22 protein-coding genes are annotated in these 25,963 nt (G+C 68.1%); 18 read left to right on the plus strand and 4 right to left on the minus strand.

The genetic code is table 11. From position 1 onward, the window contains the following. The first annotated feature begins 1 nt into the window (after position 1). The 8 genes from infB (at position 2) to IEW15_RS07505 (ending at position 10,872) form a co-directional block, all read left to right on the plus strand. The gene (gene infB / locus IEW15_RS07470; protein ID WP_188576359.1) at positions 2-3,334 is read left to right on the plus strand and encodes a translation initiation factor IF-2; all 3,333 of its coding nucleotides are present in this window, start codon (positions 2-4) and stop codon (positions 3,332-3,334) included. A gap of 170 nt (positions 3,335-3,504) precedes the next feature. Beyond that, a complete protein-coding gene (gene rbfA / locus IEW15_RS07475) occupies positions 3,505-3,990 on the plus strand; it encodes a 30S ribosome-binding factor RbfA (protein ID WP_188576361.1) in 486 nt (161 codons plus the stop codon). A 5-nt stretch (positions 3,991-3,995) separates the two neighbouring features. Continuing rightward, positions 3,996-4,919 (plus strand): tRNA pseudouridine(55) synthase TruB, encoded by a 924-nt coding sequence (gene truB, locus IEW15_RS07480; RefSeq protein WP_188576363.1) that lies wholly within the window; start codon positions 3,996-3,998, stop codon positions 4,917-4,919. Positions 4,920-4,938: 19 nt separating this feature from the next. Beyond that, positions 4,939-5,208, plus strand: coding sequence for a 30S ribosomal protein S15 (rpsO, locus tag IEW15_RS07485; RefSeq protein WP_188576371.1), 270 nt, complete (start codon positions 4,939-4,941; stop codon positions 5,206-5,208). A 517-nt stretch (positions 5,209-5,725) separates the two neighbouring features. Further along, the gene (pnp, locus tag IEW15_RS07490; protein WP_188576373.1) at positions 5,726-7,948 is read left to right on the plus strand and encodes a polyribonucleotide nucleotidyltransferase; all 2,223 of its coding nucleotides are present in this window, start codon (positions 5,726-5,728) and stop codon (positions 7,946-7,948) included. A gap of 323 nt (positions 7,949-8,271) precedes the next feature. Further along, positions 8,272-9,669, plus strand: a complete 1,398-nt coding sequence (locus tag IEW15_RS07495; RefSeq protein WP_188576375.1) for an NAD(P)H-dependent flavin oxidoreductase — start codon at positions 8,272-8,274, stop codon at positions 9,667-9,669. A gap of 254 nt (positions 9,670-9,923) precedes the next feature. Next, positions 9,924-10,334 carry an iron response transcriptional regulator IrrA gene (gene irrA / locus IEW15_RS07500; RefSeq protein ID WP_188576377.1) on the plus strand — a complete coding sequence of 137 codons (411 nt, stop codon included), beginning with the start codon at positions 9,924-9,926 and terminating at the stop codon, positions 10,332-10,334. Between the two features lie 10 nt (positions 10,335-10,344). Next, a complete protein-coding gene (locus IEW15_RS07505) occupies positions 10,345-10,872 on the plus strand; it encodes a rubrerythrin family protein (protein ID WP_188576380.1) in 528 nt (175 codons plus the stop codon). A gap of 63 nt (positions 10,873-10,935) precedes the next feature. Here IEW15_RS07505 and IEW15_RS07510 read toward each other — a convergent pair whose 3' ends face one another. Then, entirely contained in the window at positions 10,936-11,499 is a 564-nt protein-coding gene (locus IEW15_RS07510) for an SH3 domain-containing protein (protein WP_229707901.1), read from the minus strand. Positions 11,500-11,943: 444 nt separating this feature from the next. On the opposite strand from IEW15_RS07510, the gene IEW15_RS07515 reads away from it, so the two are divergent. Continuing rightward, a complete protein-coding gene (locus tag IEW15_RS07515) occupies positions 11,944-12,924 on the plus strand; it encodes a 2-hydroxyacid dehydrogenase (RefSeq protein WP_188576382.1) in 981 nt (326 codons plus the stop codon). Positions 12,925-13,060: 136 nt separating this feature from the next. Here IEW15_RS07515 and gluQRS read toward each other — a convergent pair whose 3' ends face one another. Then, positions 13,061-13,993 (minus strand): tRNA glutamyl-Q(34) synthetase GluQRS, encoded by a 933-nt coding sequence (gene gluQRS / locus IEW15_RS07520; protein WP_229707902.1) that lies wholly within the window; start codon positions 13,991-13,993, stop codon positions 13,061-13,063. A gap of 281 nt (positions 13,994-14,274) precedes the next feature. Between gluQRS and IEW15_RS07525 the strand changes: the two genes are divergently transcribed. The 8 genes from IEW15_RS07525 to IEW15_RS07560 all read left to right on the plus strand — a co-directional run bounded on the left by IEW15_RS07525 (position 14,275) and on the right by IEW15_RS07560 (position 23,072). Then, positions 14,275-15,285 carry a beta/alpha barrel domain-containing protein gene (locus tag IEW15_RS07525; protein ID WP_188576384.1) on the plus strand — a complete coding sequence of 337 codons (1,011 nt, stop codon included), beginning with the start codon at positions 14,275-14,277 and terminating at the stop codon, positions 15,283-15,285. A gap of 66 nt (positions 15,286-15,351) precedes the next feature. Further along, complete coding sequence (locus tag IEW15_RS07530) at positions 15,352-16,116, plus strand: TenA family transcriptional regulator (RefSeq protein ID WP_188576386.1); 765 nt, start codon at positions 15,352-15,354, stop codon at positions 16,114-16,116. A gap of 79 nt (positions 16,117-16,195) precedes the next feature. After that, a complete protein-coding gene (locus tag IEW15_RS07535) occupies positions 16,196-17,143 on the plus strand; it encodes an aminotransferase class IV (protein ID WP_229707903.1) in 948 nt (315 codons plus the stop codon). Between the two features lie 69 nt (positions 17,144-17,212). Then, on the plus strand, positions 17,213-18,616 hold the full coding sequence (locus IEW15_RS07540; protein WP_188576387.1) for a hypothetical protein: 1,404 nt from the start codon (positions 17,213-17,215) through the stop codon (positions 18,614-18,616). Between the two features lie 45 nt (positions 18,617-18,661). Continuing rightward, positions 18,662-19,384, plus strand: coding sequence for an RraA family protein (locus tag IEW15_RS07545; RefSeq protein WP_188576389.1), 723 nt, complete (start codon positions 18,662-18,664; stop codon positions 19,382-19,384). A 90-nt stretch (positions 19,385-19,474) separates the two neighbouring features. Next, positions 19,475-20,929, plus strand: coding sequence for a sensor histidine kinase (locus tag IEW15_RS07550; protein ID WP_188576391.1), 1,455 nt, complete (start codon positions 19,475-19,477; stop codon positions 20,927-20,929). Positions 20,930-21,043: 114 nt separating this feature from the next. Next, complete coding sequence (locus tag IEW15_RS07555; RefSeq protein WP_188576393.1) at positions 21,044-21,748, plus strand: HNH endonuclease; 705 nt, start codon at positions 21,044-21,046, stop codon at positions 21,746-21,748. A 106-nt stretch (positions 21,749-21,854) separates the two neighbouring features. Continuing rightward, positions 21,855-23,072, plus strand: a complete 1,218-nt coding sequence (locus tag IEW15_RS07560; protein ID WP_188576395.1) for a pyridoxal phosphate-dependent aminotransferase — start codon at positions 21,855-21,857, stop codon at positions 23,070-23,072. A 33-nt stretch (positions 23,073-23,105) separates the two neighbouring features. Here IEW15_RS07560 and IEW15_RS07565 read toward each other — a convergent pair whose 3' ends face one another. Together IEW15_RS07565 and IEW15_RS07570 are read right to left on the minus strand one after the other, a co-directional pair. Continuing rightward, entirely contained in the window at positions 23,106-23,714 is a 609-nt protein-coding gene (locus tag IEW15_RS07565; protein WP_188576397.1) for a demethoxyubiquinone hydroxylase family protein, read from the minus strand. Between the two features lie 33 nt (positions 23,715-23,747). Continuing rightward, complete coding sequence (locus tag IEW15_RS07570; protein ID WP_229707905.1) at positions 23,748-24,299, minus strand: disulfide bond formation protein B; 552 nt, start codon at positions 24,297-24,299, stop codon at positions 23,748-23,750. 345 nt (positions 24,300-24,644) lie between these two features. Here IEW15_RS07570 and IEW15_RS07575 point away from each other — a divergent pair, with 345 nt between their 5' ends. After that, positions 24,645-25,886 carry a TAXI family TRAP transporter solute-binding subunit gene (locus IEW15_RS07575; protein WP_229707906.1) on the plus strand — a complete coding sequence of 414 codons (1,242 nt, stop codon included), beginning with the start codon at positions 24,645-24,647 and terminating at the stop codon, positions 25,884-25,886. Positions 25,887-25,963: the final 77 nt, after the last annotated feature.

Below are 25,963 nucleotides of genomic sequence, written 5' to 3' on the forward strand. Positions count from 1 at the left end.
TATGAGCGAGACCAACGAGGACGGCCAGAAGAAGGCGCTCAGCCTGTCGGGAGCCGGGCGTCTTGAGCTGAGGAGGAAGCCTGCGGCGGAAGGCGCCCAGGTTCGCCAGAACTTCTCGCACGGCCGTTCCAAGACCGTGACGGTCGAGGTCAAGCGCAAGCGGACCGTGTCGGTGCCCGAGCAGGGCAACCGGAGCGGTTCCGGCGGCGGTCGCGGTCGTGCGCGTGGCGCCGCTGCTGACGGCGGCCTGACGCAGGACGAGCGGGATGTGCGCCTGCGGGCGCTTGAACAGGCGATCAGCGATCAGAAGCGCCGCGCTGAGGAAGAGGTCCGCAGGGCCGAGGAAGCAGCGCGTCGCAAGATCGAGGACGAGGCTCGCCGCAAGGTCGAGGAAGAGGCCCGCAAGGTCGCCGAGGAGGCCGCCCGCAAGGCGGCCGAGGAAGCGGCGCGCCGCGAGGCCGAGGACGCCGCCCGTCGCGAGATCGAGGCCCGTGCGGCCGCGGCCGCGGCACCGGTTGCCCCGGCACCCGAGGCGCCGGCGCCCCGTGCCGAGACCCCGCGCACCGTTGAGGCGCGAGGCGACAGCCCCCGGACCGAGCGTCCGGCGGGTGGCGGCGGCCCGCGTGGTGACCGGCCCGATTTCCGCAGCGGTGACCGCACTGGTGGCGCCCCGCGTGGCGATCGCCCTGGTGGTGCCCCGCGTGGTGACCGGCCCGATTTCCGCAGTGGTGACCGCCCCGGTGGCGGCGCGCCCCGTGGTGACCGGCCCGATTTCCGCAGCGGTGACCGCCCGGCTGGCGGCGCTCCGCGTGGTGACCGGCCCGATTTCCGCAGTGGCGACCGCCCGGCTGGCGGTGCCCCGCGTGGTGACCGGCCCGATTTCCGCAGTGGCGACCGCCCGGCTGGCGGTGCCCCGCGTGGTGACCGGCCCGATTTCCGCAGTGGCGACCGTCCCGGTGGCGGCGCTCCGCGCGGTGACCGGCCCGATTTCCGCAGCGGTGACCGCCCGGCTGGCGGCGCTCCGCGCGGTGACCGGCCCGATTTCCGCAGTGGCGACCGCCCGGCTGGCGGTGCCCCGCGTGGTGACCGGCCCGATTTCCGCAGTGGCGACCGCCCGGCTGGCGGTGCCCCGCGTGGTGACCGGCCCGATTTCCGCAGTGGTGACCGCCCCGGTGGCGCGGCCCGGCCTGATTTCCGCAGCGGCGATCGCCCCGGCGGCCCGCCGCGTGGCGATCGTCCGGGCGGTGCCCGGCCGGCGGCCCCCGGCGCCACCACCACCCCGGTTCTCGACGATGATGTCGAGCGCGCCCGTGCCCGTGCGGCCGAACGTGCCCGCAAGGTCGAGCGTGACGAGGAAGAGAGCCGCGCCAAGGCCGCGAACAAACGTGCGACCCCGGCCGCGCGCCCCGGCGACGATCGTCGCCGTGGTGGCAAGGGCGAGATCAAGCGTCTGGTCGAAGGCGGCGACGAGGGCGAACGCCAGCGCAGCCAGGCGGCCATGCGCCGTCAGCGCGAACGCATGCGCCGCGCCGGTCGGCAGGCCGAACCCCAGGCCCGCGTCATCCGTGACGTGATCGTGCCTGAGGTGATCTCGGTGCAGGAACTGGCGAACCGCATGGCGGTGCGCGGTGGCGACGTCGTCAAGAAGCTGATGACGCTGGGCGTGATGGCCACCATCAATCAGGCGATCGACGCGGACACGGCCGAACTGGTCGCGACCGAATTCGGTCACCGGGTGAAGCGCGTGGCCGAGGACGATGTGGAACTGGGCATCCTGGGTCTCGACGATACCGATGATGACCTGACCCACCGCGCCCCGGTGGTGACGGTGATGGGCCATGTCGACCACGGCAAGACCTCGCTGCTGGATGCGCTGCGCAAGACCGATGTCGTGGCCCGCGAGGCCGGCGGCATCACCCAGCATATCGGCGCCTATCAGGTCGAGCTGGAAACCGGCGATCACGTCACCTTCCTCGATACTCCCGGCCATGCCGCCTTCACCGCCATGCGTGCCCGTGGCGCGCAGGTGACGGACATCGTGGTGCTGGTGGTCGCGGCCGATGACGGCGTGATGCCGCAGACGGTCGAGGCGATCAATCACGCCAAGGCCGCCGGTGTGCCGATCGTGGTTGCGATCAACAAGATCGACAAGCCGGGCGTGAACCCCGAACGGGTGCGCAACGAGCTGCTTCAGCACGAACTGGTTCTGGAAGAACTGGGCGGCGACATCATCGCCGTCGAGGTCTCGGCCAAGACCGGCTACAACCTCGACAAGCTGCTGGAAGCCATCCTGCTGCAGGCCGAGGTGCTGGAACTGCGCGCCAATACCGGCCGCGCCGCCCAGGGCGCCGTGGTCGAGGCCAAGCTCGACAAGGGCCGTGGTCCGGTTGCGACCGTGCTGGTCCAGAAGGGCACGCTGAAGACCGGCGACGCCTTCGTGGTCGGCAGCCAGTGGGGCCGCGTGCGTGCGCTGATCGACGACAAGGGCCGCAAGCTCGAAGAGGCCGGGCCGTCGGTGCCGGTGGAAATCCTGGGTCTCCAGGGCGTTCCGCAGGCGGGTGACGAACTGGTTGTGGTGGAAGACGAGCGCAAGGCCCGTGAAATCTCGGACTTCCGGTCCGAGCGCGAGCAGCGTGCCCGTGCGGCCACCGCACTCGGGGCTCGTGGCACTGTCGAACAGATGCTGTCGGAGATCTCGGCCGGGGCGAAGAAAGAGCTGCCGGTGCTGGTCAAGACCGACGTGCAGGGCTCGCTGGAAGCGATCACCTCCACGCTGGCCAAGCTCGGCAACGAGGAAGTCGCGGTCCGCATGCTGCATGGCGCCGTCGGCGGCATCAACGAGTCGGACGTGACCCTGGCCCAGGCCAGCAATGGCCTGATCATCGGCTTCAACGTCCGGGCCAACGCCCAGGCGCGGGATCTGGCGCGTCAGGCAGGCCTGGATCTGCGCTACTACTCGGTCATCTATGACCTGACCAATGACGTGAAGGGCATGCTGGAAGGCATGCTGGCCCCGATCCGTCGCGAGACGATCACGGGTCAGGCGACGATCCGCGAAGTCTTCGCGATCACCAAGGTCGGCAAGATCGCCGGCTGTGTGGTCACGGAAGGCTATGTCCGCCGCGACAGCAAGGTTCGCCTGCTGCGCGACGACGTGGTCATCCACGAGGGCACGCTCAGCTCGCTGAAGCGCTTCAAGGACGACGCCAAGGAAGTGCGGGCCGGCCAGGAATGCGGCATGGCCTTCGACAACTACCAGGATCTGCGCAATGGCGACGTGATCGAGGCCTTCGAGGTCGAAGAGATCGCCGCCCAGCTGAAGTCGCCGATCTGAGGTCGTTGGCCTGAGCTGGCGACCGGCCGCCTGATCCCGGCCGCAGGACAGGGTAAGGCGCCAGGGCCGACCGGGTATATCCGGCCGGCCCTGGCGTTTTTCGATCATGCGGCGGCCATCTTCGGCGGCGCCCCACGTGTTTTTCTTTTAGTGAACGGCAGACTGACATCATGCCCAAACGCGCCCAAGGCGCTGCCGGACCAACCCAGCGCCAGCTTCGTGTCGGCGAACAGATCCGCCAGGTGCTGGCGGAGCTGCTGATGCGCGGCGAAACCCATGACCCCGAGCTCGACGGCCGCCCGGTGACGGTGAGCGAGGTGCGGATGACCCCGGATCTGCGCACCGCCACCGCCTATGTCTCGCCCCTGGGGCTCGACAGCGACGGTGCCCAGGTGGTGATCAAGGCGCTGGCCCGCTCGGCCGCGCAGCTTCAGCGGGGCATCGGCCGGCAGGTGTCGCTGAAATTCACCCCTCGGCTGCTGTTCAGGCTGGATACCGGCTTCGACTATGCCGCCCATATCGACCGCCTGCTGGCCAAGCCGGTGATCCGCCGTGATCTGGATGAAGACGGGCTGGATGAGGATGGTTCGGATGGCGAGGCCGATGCCGGCGACGATGATGCCCGCGACGATGATGCCCGGCGGGGCGAGGGCTGAGCCCGGTGTCGCGCAGGCGCCGGGGTGAGCCGATCGACGGCTGGCTGGCCATCGACAAGCCCGAGGGCATGAGCTCTGCTCAGGCGGTTGCGGCGGTGAAGCGGATCACCAACGCCGCCAAGGTCGGCCATGCCGGCACGCTGGACCCGCTGGCATCGGGCGTGCTGCCGGTGGCGCTGGGCGAGGCGACCAAGACCGTCGGCCACGCCATGGACGGTGCCAAGGAATACATCTTCGATCTGCGCTGGGGCGAGGCGCGTGAGACCGACGACCGTGAAGGTGCCGTGGTCGAGACCAGCGATCACCGCCCCGACAGGGCGGCGATCGAGGCCGCACTGCCGGCGTTTCTGGGCGAGATCGACCAGGTGCCGCCGGCCTATTCGGCGATCAAGCTGGCCGGCCGGCGCGCCTATGCGCTGGCCCGCGCCGGCGAGACCCCTGAGATGCCGGTGCGCCGGGTGCGGATCGATGCGCTGGACCTGACCGGGATCATCGACGCTGATCACGCCCGGTTCCGGCTGGCCTGCGGCAAGGGCACCTATGCCCGCGCCATCGGCCGCGATCTGGCGCTGGAGGTGGGCACGGTGGGGCATCTGTCGATGCTGCGGCGGACCCGGTCCGGCGCCTTCACCGAAGCCCATGCAATCACTCTGGAAAAGCTCGATGCGCTGGTGCATAGTGCCGCGCTCGAAGACCACCTGTTTCCGGTCGAGACCGCGCTGGACGACATCCCGGCGCTGGCCCTGACCGGTCCCGACGCAGACGCGCTCCGCAACGGGCGCTCTGTGCGGGAGCCGGCCGCTTCCGAAGGACAACTTGTCCGCGCGACACTCGACGGGCGCCTTGTGGCGCTTGCACGGGTGGAGGGCGGCGTTCTCCGTTCGGTCCGCGGCTTCAACCTCGGCGCCCTGCCCAGCAGCGCCGGCTGAACCCAAGGAAGGACACCCGATGTCGATTACCAAATCCCGTAAGACCGAGCTGGTCACGGAATATTCCCGTGGCACCAACGACACCGGTTCCCCGGAAGTCCAGGTCGCCATCCTGACCGAGCGGATCCGCAACCTGACCGAGCACTTCAAGACCCACGCCAAGGACATCCATTCCCGGCGTGGCCTGCTGAAGATGGTCAGCCAGCGCCGCAAGCTGCTCGACTATCTGCGCCGGAACGACGACGGCCGCTATAAGGAAGTGATCCAGCGTCTGGGTCTGCGCAAGTGATCTGAAGGTCGAAGGGGGGTGCCGGTCGCGCCCCCCTTTGCCTTGCCGGTTGCCGGTGACGCGGCGGCAACTGGATGAATGGGCGCTCTCCGGCATCGCCTGAGGCGCGGCCACCGCATCGGATGTTCAGGGGGGCGGGGCCTGCCCCGATCCGGACCGCCGCGAACGGCAGACAATCGCCGCCCGCCGTGGATGGATTGAAAGGCTCGACCCGCCGCCGTCATGGGACGGATGTTGCGGGATATCGCTGCCGTCGGGGCAGGTGGAGTGATCAGGAACCCCCGATGGACTTGAAGCAGCCGGTCCGGGATCTGCCCGGATGCGGCTGCGACGCGGACCGCCGATCGGATGCGCCGGACAGACGGGCGCCGGCGGTACCGCCCGCGTGACCCCCGGGGCGCGCCGGTGCCTGGATGCACCGGGCGCTTCTGAGTGTGGACGGCCGGGTCCGGCGGAGCCCGCCTGTCCTGCACCGCCGAGGGTTGCGCCGATGGAATGGAAGAGAGAGACCGAGACGATGTTTACGATTTATCGCAAGGAAGTGATGTGGGCCGGGCGCAAGCTCAGCTTCGAGACCGGCCGCATCGCGCGCCAGGCCGACGGCGCCGTGCTCGCCACCTATGGTGACACCGCCGTGCTGGCGACCGTGGTTGCCCATCGCGAGCCCAAGCCCGGCGTCGATTTCTTTCCGCTGACGGTCAATTATCAGGAGAAGGCCTTCGCCGCGGGCAAGATCCCCGGTGGCTTCTTCAAGCGTGAGGGCCGGCCGAACGAGAAGGAGACGCTGACCTCGCGTCTCATCGACCGTCCGATCCGCCCGATGTTCGCCGATGGCTATCGCAACGAGACGCAGATCATCTGCACCGTGCTGAGCCACGACACCGAGAACGACCCCGACATCGTGTCGATGGTGGCGGCCTCGGCCGCGCTGACCATTTCGGGCATCCCCTTCCTGGGCCCGATCGCCGGCGCCCGCGTCGGTTACATCAATGGCCAGTACGTGCTGAACCCGACCCGGTCGCAGATGCCCGAGACGGCGCTGGACCTGATCGTCGCCGGCACCGACGAAGCCGTGTTGATGGTTGAGTCGGAAGCGCAGGAACTGTCGGAAGAGGTGATGCTGGGCGCTGTCATGTTCGGTCATGACGGCATGCAGCCGGTGATCGACGCGATCATCGACCTGGCCGAGGAATGCGCCAAGGAGCCCTGGTCGGTTCCTGAGAATCCGGCCGCCAAGCCGGTTGCCGCCCGGGTCGACGCGGTGGCCCGCGCCGGTCTGGAACAGGCTTACGGCCTGGTGGTGAAGCAGCAGCGCCAGCAGGCGATCAAGGCGGTCAAGGACAAGACCGTCGAGGCGCTGGTGGCGGGCGAGGGCCTGGACGGTCAGATGGTGTCGGGCGCCTTCAAGGGCCTGGAAGCCAAGATCGTGCGCGGCCGGATTCTGAAGGACGGCGTGCGCATCGACGGCCGCGACCTGAAGACCGTGCGTCCGATCGTTTCGGAAGTGGGCCTGCTGTCCCGCGCTCATGGCTCGACCCTGTTCACCCGCGGCGAAACCCAGGCGCTGGTGGTGACCACGCTGGGCACCGGCCAGGACGAGCAGATCATGGACATGCTCGAAGGCGAGTATCGCGAGCATTTCATGCTGCATTACAACTTCCCGCCCTATTCGGTCGGCGAGGCGAGCTTCCTGCGCAGCCCCGGCCGCCGCGAAATCGGCCATGGCAAGCTGGCCTGGCGCGCGCTGCGCGCCGTGCTGCCGACCAAGACCGAGTTCCCCTACACCATCCGGATCGTGTCGGAGATCACCGAGTCGAACGGCTCGTCGTCGATGGCCACGGTCTGCGGCGGCTCGCTGTCGATGATGGATGCGGGCGTGCCCCTGAAGCGCCCCGTGGCCGGCATCGCCATGGGCCTGATCAAGGAAGACGACGGCTTCGCCGTGCTGTCGGACATCCTGGGCGATGAAGACCATCTGGGCGACATGGACTTCAAGGTGGCCGGCACCGATGTCGGCGTCACCGCGCTGCAGATGGACATCAAGATCACCGGCATCACCGAAGAGATCATGAAGGTGGCGCTGGGCCAGGCCCGCGACGGCCGCATGCACATTCTGGGCCGCATGTCCGAGGCACTGGGTGGCGCGCGTGAGCAGGTGAGCGCCAACGCCCCCCGGATCACCACGATCAACATCCCCAAGGACAAGATCCGTGAAGTGATCGGCACCGGTGGCAAGGTGATCCGCGAGATCACCGAGCAGACCGGCGCCAAGATCGACATCGAGGATGACGGCACCATCCGGGTGGCCGCGGTCGACGTGAAGGCGGTCGAGGCCGCGATCAACTGGATCAAGGGCATCGTCGCCGAGCCGGAGATCGGCACGATCTATACCGGCAAGGTCGTGAAGGTGGTCGAATTCGGCGCCTTCGTGAACTTCATCGGCACCCGCGACGGCCTGGTCCATATTTCCGAGCTGTCGGGCGAGCGTGTGGCCCAGGTCACCGACGTGATCAACGAGGGCGACGAGGTCAAGGTCAAGGTGCTGGGCATCGACGACCGCGGCAAGGTGAAGCTGTCGATGCGGGTTGTCGATCAGGCGACCGGCGAGGAACTGCCCGACACCCGCGAGCCCCGTGAACCGCGCGGCGATCGTGAACCGCGCGGCGATCGCGAGCCCCGCGGCGACCGGGATCGCGGCGACCGTGGCGACCGTCCGCGCAAGCCCCGCGGCCCGCGGTAATCCGCAGGATCAACCGGCCCCGGGCCGGTTGGAAGTGCGCGTTTTGAACTGATCTGCGCCGGCCGGAGGCTTTCCGCATATGTGGGGATGCCTGTGGCCGGCGCAGGGCTGTCAGCCGGGTGCGGTGCGAAAAAGCCGGACCCGCGGGGCTGGACTTGGCTACGAACCATGGCCAAGTATCGCTCAACCCGCCATGCGGGCTCGTTACCGTTCAGGATCGGGCCGGCGACAGGGCGGGAGAAACATGCATCGGCGCGACCCGGAATGAGGCCTGAACGGTCATCGGGTCGGTAAAGAACGCAAGGACGAGTAGCGGAGGCAGCGTGAAGCCCTTGAACCCCATCCTCCTGTCCGGACGGGAAGTCCTGCCCCTGGTCGAAGGCGGGAAAGGCGTCGCCGTCTCTAACGGCGAAAGCTCTGGCGCCTGGGCCGCGGCTGGCGGTGTCGGCACGTTTTCGGGCGTGAACGCCGACAGCTTCGATGAAGACGGCCGGCCGATCCCCCAGACCTATTATGGCAAGACCCGGCGTGAGCGTCATGGCGAACTGGTCGCCTATGGCATTCGCGGCGGTATCACCCAGGCCCGCATCGCGCATGAGATGGCGAACGGCGAAGGCCGGATCCATATCAACGTGCTGTGGGAGATGGGTGGCGCCGAAACCGTGCTTCAGGGCGTTCTGGAAGGGGCCAAGGGCCTGATCCACGGCGTGACCTGCGGGGCCGGCATGCCCTATCGCGTGGCCCAGATCGCGGCCGAGCACGGGGTGTACTACTACCCGATCGTGTCGTCCGCCCGCGCCTTCCGGGCGCTGTGGAAGCGCGCCTATCACCGGTTTTCCGACCTGCTGGGCGGCGTGGTCTATGAAGATCCGTGGCTGGCCGGCGGCCATAACGGCCTGACCAATGCCGAAGACCCGCGGGAGCCGCAATCGCCCTATCCGCGCGTGCGCGAGCTGCGCACGCTGATGAACGAGGTCGGCCTGAAGAACGTGCCGATCATCATGGCCGGCGGCGTGTGGTATCTGCGCGAGTGGGAACACTGGATCGACGATCCCGAGGTGGCACCGGTGGCGTTCCAGTTCGGAACCCGACCGCTGCTGACCCAGGAAAGCCCGATTTCCGACGCCTGGAAGCAGCGGCTGCGGACGCTGAAGCCGGGGGATGTGTATCTGCACAAGTTCAGCCCGACCGGCTTCTATTCCTCGGCGGTCAACAACGACTTCCTGATGGAGCTGCGCGGCCGCAGCGAGCGCCAGATCGCCTATACCACCGAGCCGGTGGGCGACCACGAGGTGGCGCTGCCGATCGGTGCCCGCGGCCGGCCGGTCTATGTGACCGCCCATGACCACGAGCGGGCGCAGGGCTGGATGGCGGACGGGTATGACGAGGCGATGAAGACGCCCGACAGCACCCTGATCTTCGTGGATGGTGACGCGGCGAAGCAGATCCATACCGACCAGATCGACTGCATGGGCTGCCTGTCGGCCTGCCAGTTCAGCAACTGGGCGGCCAACGAGAAATGGACCACCGGCCGGCGGGCCGATCCGCGCAGTTTCTGCATTCAGAAGACCCTGCAGAACATCGCCCACGGATCGGATGTCGAGCATGAGCTGATGTTCGCCGGCCATAACGCCTATCGCTTCGCCGACGACCCGTTCTATTCGAACGGCTTCGTCCCGAGCGTGCGCGAACTGGTCGAGCGCATCCGGACCGGCGACTGAGCCCGGCCCGGATGCCCGCCTGAAGCCGCCAGACCTGCGTCAACCGCCTGGAGCCGGGGCCGGAGAGCGGAATTGCCCGCCTCCGGCCTTGCACTCAGCATAGAACGCACCTAAATTCCTGGCTAACCGCCCGTCAGAGCGCGACTTTCATGAAGTCACACGCTGTTGCGGCCGGGCCCCGTCTTCATGGGGCCGGCGGCAGCGGCAAGCAGCGCCGACATGACAGAGGCCCCCAACAGACCGAGATGCCGGGAATGTCCATCAACCGCCCCTATACCGCCGTGCTTGAGAAGCTGAAGGCCGCAGGCCTGAGGCCGACCAAGCAGCGGCTGGCCCTGGCCCGGCTGCTGCTCGACGGCACCGACCGTCATGTCACGGCCGAGGAGCTGCACCGCGAGGCACAGGCGGCGGCATTGCCGGTGTCGCTGGCCACGGTTTACAACACCCTGCACCAGTTCACGCAGGCAGGGTTGTTGCGCGAACTGGTGGTGGATAGCGGCCGGTCGTATTTCGACACCAATATCAGCCACCATCATCACTTCTTCTACGAGGATGGCGGCCATCTCCAGGATATCCCCGGAGACGCGGTGCAGATCGCCCGCCTGCCGGAGCCGCCGGGCGATGCATCGATCGCCCGCGTCGACGTGATCATCCGCATCCGCTGATCGGACCCGCATGACCGAGCGCCCCACGCCCGACGCCCCAGCCGCCCGTGAGCCGTCTCAGGCCGAGCCCCCCCAGGCGGAGCCGCCGCTTGCCGGCACGCGCACCGAATCCAATCTGGTGAAGGCGTTTCTGGCCGAGGCGGCCGCCAACCGCCGCTTCCTGTATTTCGCCCGTCAGGCGGATGTGGAGGGGTTCAACGACGTTGCGGCGGTGTTCCGGTCGATCGCCGAGGGCGAGACCGGCCACGCGCTGGGCCATCTGGAATTCCTGGAGGAAGCCGGCGGCGACCCCGCGACCGGCATGCCGATCGGCACAACGCCCGAAAATCTGGCATCGGCGATCGTGAGCGAAGAGGCCGATGCCACCGAGACATACCCGGAAATGGCCCGCACCGCCCGCGCGGAAGGCCAGATCGAGGCGGCGGAGTGGTTCGAGACCCTGGCCCGCGCCGAGCGCGCCCATGCCGCCCGGTTCCGTCGGTCGCTCATCAGCCTTGAGGAAGACGCCGAGGCCGAGGGGCTCGACGACGGCGCCTAAGGGGGGGGACGGCGCCTAAGGGGGGACGGCGCCTGAGGGAGTGTCGGCGGCTCGGGCGGGTCGTCAGCGGAAATCCTCGTCCGGGTAGACCCCCCAGATCTCGTCGCGGCGGATCCAGGCGCGGGTGTTGGCGATGTCCATCTCGCACCAGTTGCGCTCACACGCCATCACCCGGCCGACCACGCCCGGTTCGGCCCTGAGCAGGGCGACGGCATCGGCGGATGGCCGGTCATAGAGGGTGCGGACCTCGCCGGTGATGATGGCGGTGCGCCGCCCCGACAGCAGGCTCATATGCGCCCAGCCCTCGGCGCCCTCGACATCGCGGATCTTGCGCCAGTTCTCGTATTCCGCCGTGATCTCCACCGGCAGATCGCGGCGATGATAGATCACGCTGACCGGATAGCGGGTGCCCGGGCCAGTGCGGACATTCACCTCTGCCGAGCGCATCGACACGAAGCGCGGCAGGGGCGGACGTTCGGCGCTGCGCCCCACCCAGCCCCGGCCGGCCTCATCTCCGGCGGTCGCGCCCTCGACACCCTCGGTCGGCGCGCCGTCGTCGGCGGCGTGAGACAGGATGCCGCCGGTCATCAGCATGCCGGCCGCCAGGATGGCGGAGATGGCAAGCACACATGCCGCCAGCCTGAACACAGGTGGCAGCCATGCCCTGGCATCCGGTCGGCCATGGATCGGGGCACGGCCATTGGTGATGGCATGCGTCGGGGCGGAGGATCTGCGAAGCAGGCGGTGGAACATCGGCGGCATGTGGTCCCTGGATGAATGGCGTGGCCACCGGCATGGCGCCCATATGGCTCCCGGCTGGAGCCGGCGCCGGCCCATATGCCGGGAACGGGCGGCAATACCCCGTCCGGCGGCATTTCAGACCTTACGCCGCAGGCGATCTTCACGCAATCAGTCGGCCGGTTTGTAACCCCGGGGCCGATTTGCTAAGAAAGGGGACCGGGCAGGTGCCGCGGGGGAGCTGGACCCCGGCACCGGCAAGGGGTATTGCCCCTGGCGCGGCCCGGGCAACATGCCCCCGTGCAAGGTGGGCGGGGTTTTGGGAGAGTGTCGATGGTGAAGCCGAAGCCGGTGGTCGTGGTCACCCGCAAGCTGCCCGAGCAGATCGAGACGCGGATGATGGAGCTGTTCGACACGCGGCTCAATCATGACGATGTCCCGATGGGGCAGGACAAACTGATCGAGGCGGTGAAGACCGCCCATGTGCTGGTTCCAACCGTCACCGACCGGATCGATGCCGGCGTGCTGGCCCATGCCGGCCCGCAATTGCGGCTGATCGCCAATTTCGGCAACGGTACGGACCATATCGACCTGGCATCGGCGCGCCAGCGCGGCATCACCGTCACCAACACGCCGGACGTGCTGACGGAAGATACCGCCGACATGACCATGGCGCTGCTGCTGGCGGTGGCCCGCAGGGTGACCGAGGGCGAGCGCATGGTGCGCAAGGGTGAGTGGAACGGCTGGAGCCCCACCCATATGCTGGGTCGGCGGATCTGGGGCAAGCGCCTGGGCATCATCGGCATGGGCCGCATCGGCCGGGCGCTGGCCCGCCGCGCCCGCGGCTTCGGCCTGTCGATCCATTATCACAACCGCAACCGCCTGCACGCCGATATCGAGGCGCCGCTTGAGGCGACCTATTGGGAAAGCCTGGATCAGATGCTGGCCCGGGTGGATATCGTGTCGGTCAACTGCCCGCACACCCCCGCCACCTATCACCTGTTGTCGGCCCGGCGGCTGAAGCTGCTGAAGAAGGACGCCTATATCGTCAACACCGCGCGTGGCGAGGTGATCGACGAGGCAGCCCTGACCCGCATGCTGCGCGACGGCCAGATCGCCGGCGCGGCCCTGGACGTGTTCGAGCACGAGCCGGCGATCAACCCGAAGCTGGTCGAGCTGGAAAACGCCGTGCTGCTGCCGCATATGGGCTCGGCGACGCTGGAATCGCGCATCGACATGGGCGAGAAGGTGCTGATCAACATCAAGACCTTCATCGACGGCCACACCCCGCCCGACCGGGTGCTGCCCTTCTGACGCCGGCCGTCCGCCGCCGGCCGATACGGGGCCGGCTGAGACGAGGACAGCCATACAGGCACCGGAACCATCAACACCCCACCATGGCCGGCTGCCAGCCGCCGGCCATGGTGGGGTGTTGTGTCGTGCTGACCGGTCAGACGGTCGCGGTGCCGACCGGGGCCAGCCCCAGACGGTGGCGGATCTCGGCGGGTGTCACCCCGGCGGCACGCAGATCGGCCAGCCGCACACCGGGGGTTCGCTTGGCCAGCCGCTGACCCCGGTCGTCGGTCAGCAGGCGGTGGTGCCGCCAGACCGGGACCGGCCAGCCCATCAGGGCCTGCAGCAGCCGGTGCAGATGGGTCGCCGCCCGCAGATCCCGGCCGCGCACGACATCGGTGACGCCCTGGAGTGCGTCGTCATGGGTGACGGCCAGATGATAGCTGGCCGGCACATCCTTGCGTGCCAGAACCACATCCCCGTGAATGGCTGGTGTGGCCGCGATCCGGTGTGGCCGACCGTCCTGGATCTCGACCCAGCCGAGCGCGCCTGCCGCTGAAATCGCCGCCGCCATGTCCAGGCGCAGGGCATGGGGCTCGCCCGCCGCCAGCCTTGCCCGACGATGGGCCGTGCTCAGCCGCCGGCAGGTGCCGGGATAAAGCGGGCCATCGGGCCCCATCGGCGGCGGGCCATGCGGCGCCGAGGCGCTGGCCGCGATTTCAGCGGCGATGTCGCCTCGGGTGCAGAAGCACGGATAGACCAGCCCGCGTGCCGACAGGCCATCCAGCACCAGCCGATAGTCGCCGAAATGCGCCGACTGATGCCGTACCGGTTCATCCCATGTGATGCCGAGCCAGGCCAGGTCGTCGAGCAGGGCCGCCAGGAATTCGGGCCGGCAGCGCTGGGTGTCGATGTCTTCGATCCGCAATATGAAACGTCCGCCATGCCGCCGGGCCAGATCATGGGCGGTCAGCGCCGACAGCGCATGGCCCAGATGCAGCCGCCCGGTTGGGCTGGGCGCGAAGCGGGTGACCAGCGGACGTGCCGGTGTCATCACCGCGTCTGCGGTCTCTGCGGCTGTCAGGGTCATGGGCGCTCCCCTTCTGCTCTTTTGCAGCGCAATTCAACCATGGGACGATCAGGAAAAAGGATAATTGACTCTAGAGGCATTGTTCCCTGACTATATCAACCACGGGTCGTTTATCTTTGGTTTCATGATCTGAAATGGTGCGCTCTGGCGCCACGATCATGTCGCCGGAGATGGGGCGGCCGACAGTCGAGCGTTCGGGGTGCGGCACAGGCAGTGGCGGCTCCGGACGGCTTCATGGTCGACGGCAGCTTGCGGGCTGGCCCAGCTTCAGGTGTGACATCGTGACGATACGGGTCATAGACGTGACACTCCGCGATGGCGGATATGTCAACGATCACAGGTTTACGCCGAGCCAAGCCTCTGCCCTGGTGGCGGGGCTCGCGGCATCGGGACTGGATTATATCGAAGTCGGCTATTACCGGCCTCAGGACGAAGCCTTGTATGACGGCCGGCCGGCGGCCTGCTGCCCGGCATGGTATCTGGATCAGATGCGCCGTGTCTCGGGTGCGGCCGGGCTGACGGTGATGGCGCATGTCCATCAGGTGGGCCTGGACGATTATGCCCGGCTGGCCGATCAGGGCGTGCGTCTGGTGCGCATGCCGGCGACGCCGGCCCGGATCGACGCGGCGCTGGTGCATGCCGAGCGTATCCGCAGCCTGGGTATGGATGCCGCGATCAACCTGATCCGTGCCTCGGAGCAGCCGCTGGATCTGGCGCCCGACGTGGCGCGCAGGTCGCGCGATGCCGGGGTCACCTGGTTCTATATCGCCGACAGCAATGGTGGCCTGTACCCGCATGAGGTGGCGCGCCGCATCGGCGACATCGTGGCGGCGGTGCCGGCGCCGGTGCCGGTGCATGGCGGTGGCGGTGCGGGCATGGGCATCGGCTTTCATGCCCATGATGGCCTCAGGCTGGGCTTCGCCAACACACTGGCGGCGCTGGATGCCGGCGTCACCATCGTCGACGGGTCGCTCGGCGGCATGGGCAAGGGCGGCGGCAACTGCCAGACCGAGGCGCTGGCGGTGTATATGCACCGCAGCACCGGCCGGCCCTATGACCACCAGACCCTGGCCGGGCTGATCCGCGATCATCTGCATGACTGGGTCGATCCGCGTTCGTCGGCACTTTACGAGAACTGCCTCGCCGCCGCGCTGAACCTCAATCTCGATGATCTGAGGGCGCTGCGGGATGAACAGATCCGCAATGGCACCAGCTTCCTGACCCTGCTGGCCGACCGGCTGTCGGCGCAGCATCCGGTCGAGGCCGATCTTGCGGTGCGTGGCGCCGCCTGACAGTGCGTTCCGGTTGTTCAACATCCACACCGATCAAGCTCAAACCGATCAAATGGAAGGTCCGACATGAGCGACTTCGTCCAGACGCTCGACGCGATGATTGCCGAGCGCAAGAAGATGACCAGCCCGCTCTATCAGCTGATCATGAGCGGCAACGCCACGCAGCGCCTGCTGCAGAATTTCGTGATGCATCGCTGGCCGATCAAGAACTTCTGGACCCGCAACATCCTGGGTATCGCATCGCGGATCGACGATTACGATCTGCGCATCTCGCTGGTCGAGAACATCTATGAGGAAGAGACCGGCCGGCTGACCGACAGCCGCCGCCATCTGCTGTCCTTCGTCGATTTCGGCAACGCCGTCGGCGTGACCATGGATGACATCAAATCGGCGCCGCTGCTGCCCGAAACCCAGGCCGTGATCGACCACAATGTCGGTGTCTGCAACAACACCTCGGTGCATTTCACCGCGGGCGTCGCATCGGTACTGCTGCTGATGGAAGGCCAGCCGCCGATCGTCAGCCCCAACAAGCGCTCGATGCTCGACGTGATGCGCGACATCTATCAACTGCCGCCCTCGGGCTATGACTATTTCGTCCATCATGCCTCGTCGACCGAGGCCGACAATCATGTCAGCGAGCTGGAAGACGAGCATGCCTCGGTGGCGCGTGAGCTTCTGCGCCGCTATGCGGCGACCCCGGAACTGCAGGATCAGTGCATCCGGATGCTGGCGCGGGCGCTGGATCTGCGTCACGCCCATTTCGACGCGATGCTGACGCGGTTCTACGAGCCCGGCGAGGCACCGTTCCGCTATCAGGAAGCCGCTGCCTGACAAGATCGCGCGCCCGTCTGCGCCGTTCGCCGGCACGGACAGGGCGCGCGCGACTGCCCCCAATGGAAGCCACGACATCATGCCCATGCCCGAGCGCAGCCCGAAAACCTATCCGCTCTGCTTTCATGACGGCGCCGTTGTGCCGTGGGAACAGGCGACACTGCATGCCGCGAGCATTGCGCTGCGCTATGCGGTGTCTGTGTTTGAAGGCATCCGCATCTATCAGACCGATGACGGGCTGAAAGTGCTGGCGCTGGCGCCGCATCTGGACCGGCTGGCGCGCTCGGCGCAGATGATGTGGCTGCCCGATCCGGGCATCGACGGCATCGGGCGGATCATCGCCGATCTGGTGGCGCGCAACGGCGCCGGGGGCGACTGCTATGTCCGGCCCTCGATTTCGGCCGGCAATCCGGGAGAACTGGGGCAGGCGGCGCAATCGCTGCTGACCGTGACCCTGACCGCACAGGGCCGCAAGACCTGGCTGGCCGAAGACCGGCGCATGAAGCTGAAACTGTCGTCCTGGCAGCGCGCCCATGATCTGGCCTTCCCGTCGGCGGCCAAGAACATCTCCAATTATGCCGGCGCGCGGATCGCGATGCTGGAAGCCAAGGCATCGGGGTTCGACAATGTCGTGCTGGCCAATGCCGATGGCTATCTGTCCGAGGCGCCGACCGCCATCCTGTTCCTGGTCCGCGACGGGCAGTTGCTGACGCCGGCGCTGTCGGAAGGCGTGTTGCCCAGCATCACCCGCGCGCTGACGCTGGAGATCGCGGCCGAACTGGGCATCCCCGCCAGCGAAGGCCGGTTGACCCGCGCCGATGCCTGGACCGCCGACGAAGCCTTCCTGTGCGGCACCGGGCTTGAATATGCCTGTGTCGGCCAGATCGACGGCCATGTTCTGCGCCACGGCGCCGCCTCGCCGGTGTCGCAGCGGATCATCGCCCGCTATTTCGAACGCGCGCGCGACCCCCGTGCTGCCGCAGGCGACCTGATTCTGCCATCCGCTCCCCGGGCCGCAGTTGCCTGAGCGGGCCATCCCGCCTCCCGGTCAGACGATCCTGCCTCCCCGTCAGACGATCCATCGGAGACCCATCCCATGACCACCGGTTCCACGATCGATTGGCATGCCGCCGCCGCAGCCCTGGCCGGGTTGATCGCCGAAGGTCCGGCCCTGGCCCGGCGGGTGCGCGAGGCTGTGGCGGCGGCGCCGCGGTTCCAGAACAAGGCCTTCGATCTGGCGCCGGCGCCGCTGATGGTGCGCGCCGACGCGGTGGCGCCGCTTGCCCGCGATCTGGAAGCCTATGTGGCGCTGCTGGAACGGGCGATGGCCGCCTATGCCGCCGACCCGCAGGTGCGGTCCTATATCGGCCTGGAGCCTGCAGAAGAGGCCGCGGCCCTTGCCCCGCATGGCCTGCCCAGCACGGTCAGGGTGTGCCGGATCGACGGCTATCCGGCCCTGCCCGACGGCCGGGTGATCATTCTTGAGAACAATGCCGACAGCCCGGCCGGCACTATGTTCACCGGCCGGATCAATGCCGTGGTCGATACCCTGATCGAAGCGCCGCTGGCGGCGGCCGGATTGCAGATCCGCAAGCTGCCGCTGGACCAGGGCGCGCCGCTGCTGGAACGCTTCCTGGCCGATTACCGCGCCTGGGGTGGCAAGGCCGCCGATCCGGTGCTGGCCGTGCTGCAGGAGGATGGCAAGGCCAATGTCGAATCGATCGAGATGGCGGCCGCCTATTCGGCGCTGGGCACCCGCACCGTGGTGGCCGATCCGCGCCAGATCAGCTTTCGCGACGGCGGCGCCTGGTTTGGCGATCTGAAGATCGATCTGTGCTGGAACAAGATCAACACGGTCTATTGGCGCCGGCTGACGGCGGCGCATCCCGATCTGCTGCCACGCTGGGTGGCGGCGGTGGAGGCGCGGTCGATCCTGCATCTGAACCCGTTCCCGGCCCGCTATGTGGCCGAGAGCAAGCGGATGCTGGGCCTGCTGCGCGAGCCGCGTTTCGCCCATCACTTCACCGCCGATGAACGCGCGCTGGCCGAACGGCTGCTGCCCTGGGCCGCGAAGCTGGAAGAGGGCAAGTCGGTCAGCTTCGGCGGCGAGACCCACGACCTGCGCCAGTTGCTGCTGACCCGGCCGCAGGACTGGGTGCTGAAGGAGCCCTATGACATCCGTGGCGACGGCGTGACCATCGGCCGCGACGTCGACCATGAGACCTGGGTCGCCAGGATCGATCAGGGCTTTGCCGAGGGCAATATCGCCCAGCGCTATATCCCACCGCTGACCTATCCGATCCTGACCGATCTGGAGACCGGCGCCTGCGTGCCGATGAAGATCAGCCTGGACAGCTTCGTGTTCGGGGGCCGCTTCATCGGCTTCGGCGCCAAGGCCAGCAACAACGAGCGGGTCAATGTCTTCCAGGGTGGCCGCAAGCTGGCGGTGCGGGTGGCCGAGCCGCTGGCCGCGGCCGCCCTGGCATCGGATGCCGCCTGACCCTTCGCAATCCTCGATCGACCGCCGCAGAAAGCTGCCTGACCCATGACCGACCAGACCCCCCCTGTGACCCCTGCCGAGACCATGGCGACGGCGCCCCTCGACGATGCCAGCGTGCTGGCGGTACTGTCGCGCGCCTCGACCGCCGCCGTGTCGGATGTGCTCGACATGCTGGGCTATGACAATGGCCTGCTGGGCATCCGGCCGCTTCAGGCCGGTCACCGGGTGTGCGGCCCGGCCTATACCGTGCGCTTCGAGCCGGTGGCCGCCGGCGAGCCGGCGCCTGCCGCCGATTACATCGAGGACGTGCCAGCAGGCCATGTGGTGCTGCTGGCCAATGACGGCCGCACCTGGTGCACGGTCTGGGGGGATATCCTGTCGGCGATCGCCAAGACCCGTGGCATCGCCGGCACGGTGATCGACGGCGCCTGCCGCGACGCCACCGAGATCATGGCGATCGGCTATCCGCTGTTCTCGCTGACGGCTTATATGAAATCGGGTAAGAACCGGGTGAAGATGACCGGTGCCCAGGTGCCGGTCACGGCCGGCGGCGCCCGGGTCGAGCCCGGCGACTGGCTGGTCGGCGATGACAGCGGCGTGGTGGTGGTGCCTGCCGCCCGGCGCGCCGAGGTGGCGGCGCTGGTGCAGGAGGTGGAGGCGATGGAGGCGCGGGTCATCGCCGATGTCCGGGCCGGCATCCCGCTGGCGGAAGCCCGCCGCCGCCAGGGATATAACCGCTTCGCGCTGAAGGTCGAGGCGCCGCGCTAGGCACCGTCGCGCCTTGCATGCGGAGAGATTGACATTCATCGCATTCCCCGCTCCATGATTGCCGAACAGTCATGGAGGCGCTGGGACCACATGTACGATGCCGACACATATAGCGCCCTGCGGAATGCGCGCGTCGCGATGGAGGCGGCCCTGTCGCGTCGGGCGGCGATCGCCACACCACCGGGTGCGGTGGTCTCGGCATTGCTGATGCAGGACCATGTCGAGACGGCGTGGCTGATCGGCTGGACGGCGATGATGACCCTGGTGGCGCTGTTCCGCATTCCAGTGGCGAGCCGGGCGATGGACGCCGCCGCCCGGGGCGCGGTGACGACGTCGCAGCATCGTCTGGTGGCCGCCGGCATCGCCCTGTCGTCGCTGGGCTGGGGCATCGGCACGGCGGCGGGGCTGGCCATCGACAGCCCGACCGCCCGGATGATCATGTCGGTGGTGCTGGTCGCGATCACGGCGATGGGCATCGCCTATGTGATGGACCGGACATTGCTGGCGGCCTTCCTGGTGCCGCTGGTCATTCCCCCGGTCGTCGTCATGCTGACCGACGACCAGCCCAACAGCCTGGCTCTGCTGGCCGGTTTCCTGCTGTTCCTGATCGTGTTCAGCAGTTTTGCCGACCGGTATCACCGCTGGATCGGCGATATGCTGCGGCTGAACATCGAAAACCGCCGCCTGCTGGCGCGGCAGGCGAGCGATGCCGACCATATCCGGCATCTGGTGGCCGAGCTCACCGCCACCAACGATCGCCTGCAACGCTCGCTGATCGACAGCGAGGCGGCGAACGACGCCAAGAGCCGGTTTCTGGGTCAGGTCAGCCATGAACTGCGCACGCCCTTGAACGCCATACTGGGCTATGCGGAAATCATCCGCGACCGGCTGTTCGGCGCCGATGAGGCGACCTTGCTGCGCTATAGCGAACAGGCCGGCTATATCCACCGCTCGGGCCTTCTGCTGAAGGCGCTGATCGACGACCTGCTGGATGTGGCGCGGATCGAAAGCGGCCGCGCGCCCGTGCGCATCGCCGCCACCGATCTGTGGGCGGCGGTGGATGATGCCGTGACCACCATCCGCCCCGAGGCCGATGCCCGCCGCCAGACCGTGACCGTGAATGCCGATCGCGGCCTGCCCCTGGTTGCGGCCGATCCGCGGGCGCTGGCCCAGATTCTGAACAACCTGCTGACCAACGCCATCAAGTTCACGCCCGATGACGGCCATGTCTGGATCAGCGCCCACCGGATCCGCGGCGAAGACGGGCAGCCGGCGGTGGCGCTGACGATCTGCGATGACGGCATCGGGATTCCGGCCGAGGCCATAGACCGGGTGTTTCATCCCTTCGAGCGCGGCGCCAATGCCGTGCGCCGGAACATCGAGGGCACCGGGCTGGGCCTGAGCATCAGCCGTGGTCTGGCCGAGGCGATGGGCGGGCGGCTGGCGATCGAACCCGGCCGGCAGCAGGGGGCTGCCGTGACTGTGACGCTTCATATACATGATAAATCATCGATGTCCGATGACGCAGTCATGGCCGGCCGGTGAGGGGCGGAGATACAGCCTCTTGATCTTTCATGCAAGCATCACAAATCATTGCTATAGTTCTTCTCGCGAGGCGGGCATCCGCGCCCGCCCCGTTTCCAGAGGGAGACGGAGCCTGTGGGCCTATCCGCGAATGCCTGTCCGGCGTTGGTGCTTAACGCCGACTACCGACCGCTGAGTTATTTTCCGCTGTCGCTTTGGTCGTGGCAGGATTCGATCAAGGCCGTCTTCCTGGACCGCGTCGATATCCTGTCGGAATATGATGCCGTGGTGCACAGCCCGCGGCTTGAGATGCGGCTGCCGAGCGTGATTTCGCTGCGCTGCTATGTGCCGGTCAATCGCCGTCCGGCCTTCACCCGCTTCAACGTGTTCCTGCGCGATCGTTTCCGCTGCCAGTATTGCGGCCGGCGGTTCGCCACCGAGGAACTGACCTTCGACCATGTCATTCCGCGCGCCCGCGGTGGCACGACCAGCTGGCAGAACGTGGTGACCGCCTGCACGGCGTGCAACACCGCCAAGGGCGCCCGAACGCCGGCGCAATGCGGCATGACACTCAGATCCGTGCCCAAGCCGCCGGACCTGACCGAACTTCAGGAAGCCGGGCGCCATTTTCCGCCCGGCAATTTACATTCCAGCTGGCGCGATTACCTGCATTATGCCGGAATGGGACGCGTGCGCAGCGACGAGGCGGCGGAAAGCGGCGCGCTCGCCGTGCACACCACGCTGCGCGCCATCCAGAGCGAAGCCCAGGGCCGCGCCTTCCCGTCGGACATGACCGAGGGCGAGTATTGGGGTGTGCAGCTTCAGAACGATGACGACTGAACCCCCATTCCAGTCCTGATCGCCTGTTGCGTTCATCCGCGCGATCCGCGACGATCTGCCGCGATGATCGCGGCATGGTGGCCGCTGGTCCGGGGAGTGTGACTGCATGAACGGGCAGGGGCTTGGCCTTTCTGATCGGGTCGCCGGCATGGCGAGCAACCAGATCGCCGATATCGCCAATCTGGGGCGCGATGACCCGGCGGTGATCAAGCTGTGGATCGGCGAGGGCGACCTCGCGGCCCCCGATTTCATCCGCGAGGCCGCCGAGCAGGCGCTGCGCGACGGACATACCCGCTATACCTATTCCCATGGCCTGCCGGCCTTGCGCCGGGCGCTGGCCGATTATCACGCCCGGCACTGGCGCGATGCCACCGGTGCGCCGCTGAGCCTGTCGCCCGACCGGTTCAGCGTCACCGCTGGCGGCGTACAGGCGATGATGCAGGCCTTCCAGTCGATTCTGGAGCCGGGGGATGAGGTGATCGCCCCGGTGCCGACCTGGCCCAATCTGGCCGAGATCATCCGCATCACCGGCGGCCGCTTCGTGCCCGTGCCGTTCCGGGTGAGTGCCGCCGGCCGCTTCAGCCTGTCGCTGGACGATATCGTGGCGGCGATCACGCCCCGCACCCGCGCGATCGCGATCAATTCACCCTCGAACCCCACCGGCTGGCTGATGCCGCGCGCGCAGATGGCGGCCCTGGTCGACATCGCCCGGGCGCGCGGCCTTTGGATCATGTCGGACGAGGTCTATGGCCATTTCACCGATCCCGATCCGGAAACCGGCCTGCCCCGGCCCGCACCGTCATTCCTTGAGGTGACCACGCCCACCGACCGATTGCTGGTGACCAACACATTTTCCAAGAACTGGTGCATGACCGGCTGGCGGGCCGGTTGGATCATCTTTCCCGACGGCATGGGCCAGGTGTTCGAGAATCTGAGCCAGTACAACACCACAGGGGTTGCCACCTTCATTCAGCATGCGGCGATCGCGGCGCTGAACCAGGGCGATGACGGCATCCGCGCGCTGGTGCGGCGCACCATGGTCAGCCGCGACGTGCTGCTGGCGGCGCTGCAGGCGGTGCCGGGCCTGCGGATCGTGCGGCCGCAGGGCGGGTTCTATCTGTTCTTCGGCGTGCACGGCATGAATGACAGCTTCGCCACCGCCGTGCGCATCCTGCGCGAGGCGGGTGTGGGGCTGGCGCCGGGATCCGCTTTCGGCCCGGGGGGCGGAAATTTCCTCAGGCTGTGCTTTGCCATCGATCCGGCGCTGGCGACCGAGGCCGCGCGCCGGCTGACGGCGTTTTTCCAGGCGCCGGCCCAGACCTGATCCGGCGCCGTTGCGCCTCAGAGCCGCTGTGCCTCAGAGCCGCTGGGACAGCCAGATCGCGGCGCGCGAACCGGCGCCGATCGCCGCCTTCAGCCCGCGATAGAACGGGGCCCGTTCGGCGCCATGGGCAAGGCCGGTGTCGCGATGTTCAAGCTCTTCGGCACGGAAGCGCTCGATGGTGTCGCGCAACGGCGCCTCGTCGGGGCCCAGCGCCTCGGCCTGGGCGCGATAATGGCGGTCGATCTCTTCCTCGACCGCGACCGTGCAGGCCATGGCGGCGCGGCTGCCCATCATCGCGGTCGCAGCACCCAGCGCGAAGCCTGCCACATGCCACAGCGGTGACAGCAGGGTGGGGCGCACCCGGCGCGCGACCATCATCCGGTTGAAGCTGTCCAGATGCACCTGTTCCTGCGCCGCCATGTGGCGGATGGTGGCACCGTGCGGCCCTTTACCCATCACCGCCAACTGGCCCTGATAGATCCGCGCCGCGCCATATTCCCCCGCCTGATCGACCCGGATCATCCGCTCGACCAGGGTTCGGGCACCAGGGTCGCCGGGCAGGGCGCCGGCACCGGTTGGGGCGGTGCGCGGTGTTGGCACGGGCGTGGCGCCATCATGGTGCTGTGTGTGATCGGGGCGCATCGGTCGGGGGCCTCCGGGCATGTGCGATCTGTTCTAGCGTTTGAAGATGTGGCGGGCACCGCCCGCGGCAATCCCGGCCAGCAGCACCGAGATCAGCGCATTCCATCCGGCCATGCTGATGCCCAGCAACGACCAGGCGATATCGGTGCAGGCGGCACGCGGCGCGCCGGCGATGGCGGCCCGCAAGGCCGCGATGTCGGTTGGGCCATCGGGGCTGGCGCCGCTGATCGTGCAGGCGGCGCTGGCCGTGACCCAGCCCTGTTCGACGCCGACATGATAGAGCCCGAGCCCTGCCGTCACCAGCAGCGCCAGCGCCATCACCGCCAGGGCGGCGCCCTGCACGCGCCGCGCGGGCGCCAGTGCCGTGACGGCACCCGCCACCAGCACCACCACCAGATGCGGCCAGCGCTGCCACAGGCACATCACGCAGGGTGCCAGTCCGCCCAGATATTGAAAGGCCAGCGCGCCGGCCAGCAGCGACAGGCTGCCGGCGCCGATGAACGGCACCACCGGTTCAATGCCACGGGCGGTGAAGCGCGCGCCAAGGCGGTCGGTCACCCTGGGGCGTCTGTTCGACATGGTCATCGGGTGGTGGTCTCCGGTGAAAGCGGATGGTCGGCGGCAGGTGGTCGGCGGCAGGCACGGCGTGGGGGCGGACAGTCTGAACCATTGGCCTGCGACCGTTCGGTGATCGTCGTCACCACGGCTCGACGGATCGGGCGAGTGTGGCTTAAGATCATCCGGGCACGCAAGCACGCGGCCGCATCGCCGGGGATGGTGTCGTCCCGCCGCGCGATGGCCGCTATCCTGCCCTGTTCCCCACGCGGAGACCCGTGCGTCATGGCCCGCAAGATTCCGACCGCCGGTTCTGTCCCGTTTCAGTGGGGGACGGTCGTGTGCCCCGGACGCCATGCCTTGGGGCACTATAGCTTGAGACGCCGTGCCGCGGCGCTGGCCGCCAGCCTGCTGGCCGGGCTGTTCATGCTGTTGCCGCCCCAGACCGCCCGCGCGCAGGACGAGGCGATGCGTTTCTTCCGCATCGGCACCGGCTCCACCGCCGGCACCTATTTCCCGATCGGCGGCATTCTGGCCAATGCGGTCAGCAACCCGCCCGGGTCGCGGCCCTGCGAGGATGGCGGTGCCTGCGGCGTGCCCGGGCTGGTGGCCGTGGCGGTCACCACCCGCGGATCGGTCGACAATCTGCGCCTGCTGGCTGCGGGCCAGTTGGACAGCGCCTTGTCGCAGGCCGATGTGGCGGTGCTGGCCCAGACCGGGCGCGGCGCCGAGATCGGGGCACCCTTGATGCCGGATCTGCGCGCCATCGCCAGCCTGTATCCGGAAAGCCTGCATCTGGTGGCGCGAAACGGCAGCGGCATCAGCGATATCAAGGATCTGGTCGGCAAGCGGGTGTCGCTGGACCGCACCGGATCGGGCAGCCTGGTGGATGCGCGCCTGGTGCTGGCGGCGGCGGGTATTCCGCTGGATGCGCTGAGGGTCGAGAATCTGGACCCCGAAGTTGCGGTCGACCATCTGCGCGACGGATCGCTGGACGCGTTCTTCTTTGTCGGCGGCTATCCGGCGGTGTCGATCGGCGCCGCGATCGAGGATGGTGTCGCGGGTCTGGTGCCGCTGTCGGGGGCGCTGCGCGACGAGTTGGTCAGCCGGCACCCGTTCTTCGTGGAAGACGTGATCCCGCGCGATGCCTATAACCTGCCGGCCCCTGTGGGCACCGTCAGCGTGCGGGCGCTGTGGGTGGTGCGCGAGGGGCTGAACCCCGATCTGGTCTATGGCCTGACCCGCGCCTTGTGGAGCACGCCGACCCGCAGCCTGCTGGATGCCGGCCATGCCAAGGGCCGGCTGATCCGGGTCGAGACCGCCAATCTCGGGGTCGGCGTGCCGTTGCACGAGGGTGCGGCCCGGTTCTATCGCGAATGGCAGGCGGCCATCGACGCGGCGGCGGCGGCCGAGGATGCCGATGCGGCGACGGCGCCGCCCGCCGTCGGCCCCACTCCGGATGCCGCCGGCCGCGAAGAACAGCCAGACGAGGCAGCTCCGGCGGCGCCGCTCGACGATCTGGGCACGGCGCCGGTGATCGACCGTGCCCCGGCCGAGACCGCGCCCGGCGCGCCGGTGCCCGAACAGAAGCCCGGTACCCCGGCGCCGGCGGATTGACCGCGCCGCAAATCGTATGTCGGGCGCTTTGCGTGCCACCACACTTGACGGCGGGTGGCCGGGCGGCAACCTTGTCG

This window comes from Tistrella bauzanensis (assembly GCF_014636235.1).
GTDB lineage: Bacteria > Pseudomonadota > Alphaproteobacteria > Tistrellales > Tistrellaceae > Tistrella > Tistrella bauzanensis.

Excerpts from the sequence above, each read along its gene's own strand:
- infB (WP_188576359.1), top strand. The coding sequence starts at position 2 with ATGAGCGAGACCAACGAGGACGGCCAGAAGAAGGCGCTCAGCCTGTCG.
- rbfA (WP_188576361.1), top strand. The coding sequence starts at position 3,505 with ATGCCCAAACGCGCCCAAGGCGCTGCCGGACCAACCCAGCGCCAGCTT.
- rpsO (WP_188576371.1), top strand. The coding sequence starts at position 4,939 with ATGTCGATTACCAAATCCCGTAAGACCGAGCTGGTCACGGAATATTCC.
- pnp (WP_188576373.1), top strand. The coding sequence starts at position 5,726 with ATGTTTACGATTTATCGCAAGGAAGTGATGTGGGCCGGGCGCAAGCTC.
- irrA (WP_188576377.1), top strand. The coding sequence starts at position 9,924 with ATGTCCATCAACCGCCCCTATACCGCCGTGCTTGAGAAGCTGAAGGCC.
- IEW15_RS07505 (WP_188576380.1), top strand. The coding sequence starts at position 10,345 with ATGACCGAGCGCCCCACGCCCGACGCCCCAGCCGCCCGTGAGCCGTCT.
- IEW15_RS07515 (WP_188576382.1), top strand. The coding sequence starts at position 11,944 with ATGGTGAAGCCGAAGCCGGTGGTCGTGGTCACCCGCAAGCTGCCCGAG.
- gluQRS (WP_229707902.1), bottom strand. The coding sequence starts at position 13,993 with ATGACCCTGACAGCCGCAGAGACCGCAGACGCGGTGATGACACCGGCA.
- IEW15_RS07530 (WP_188576386.1), top strand. The coding sequence starts at position 15,352 with ATGAGCGACTTCGTCCAGACGCTCGACGCGATGATTGCCGAGCGCAAG.
- IEW15_RS07535 (WP_229707903.1), top strand. The coding sequence starts at position 16,196 with ATGCCCATGCCCGAGCGCAGCCCGAAAACCTATCCGCTCTGCTTTCAT.
- IEW15_RS07540 (WP_188576387.1), top strand. The coding sequence starts at position 17,213 with ATGACCACCGGTTCCACGATCGATTGGCATGCCGCCGCCGCAGCCCTG.
- IEW15_RS07545 (WP_188576389.1), top strand. The coding sequence starts at position 18,662 with ATGACCGACCAGACCCCCCCTGTGACCCCTGCCGAGACCATGGCGACG.
- IEW15_RS07550 (WP_188576391.1), top strand. The coding sequence starts at position 19,475 with ATGTACGATGCCGACACATATAGCGCCCTGCGGAATGCGCGCGTCGCG.
- IEW15_RS07560 (WP_188576395.1), top strand. The coding sequence starts at position 21,855 with ATGAACGGGCAGGGGCTTGGCCTTTCTGATCGGGTCGCCGGCATGGCG.
- IEW15_RS07565 (WP_188576397.1), bottom strand. The coding sequence starts at position 23,714 with ATGCGCCCCGATCACACACAGCACCATGATGGCGCCACGCCCGTGCCA.
- IEW15_RS07570 (WP_229707905.1), bottom strand. The coding sequence starts at position 24,299 with ATGACCATGTCGAACAGACGCCCCAGGGTGACCGACCGCCTTGGCGCG.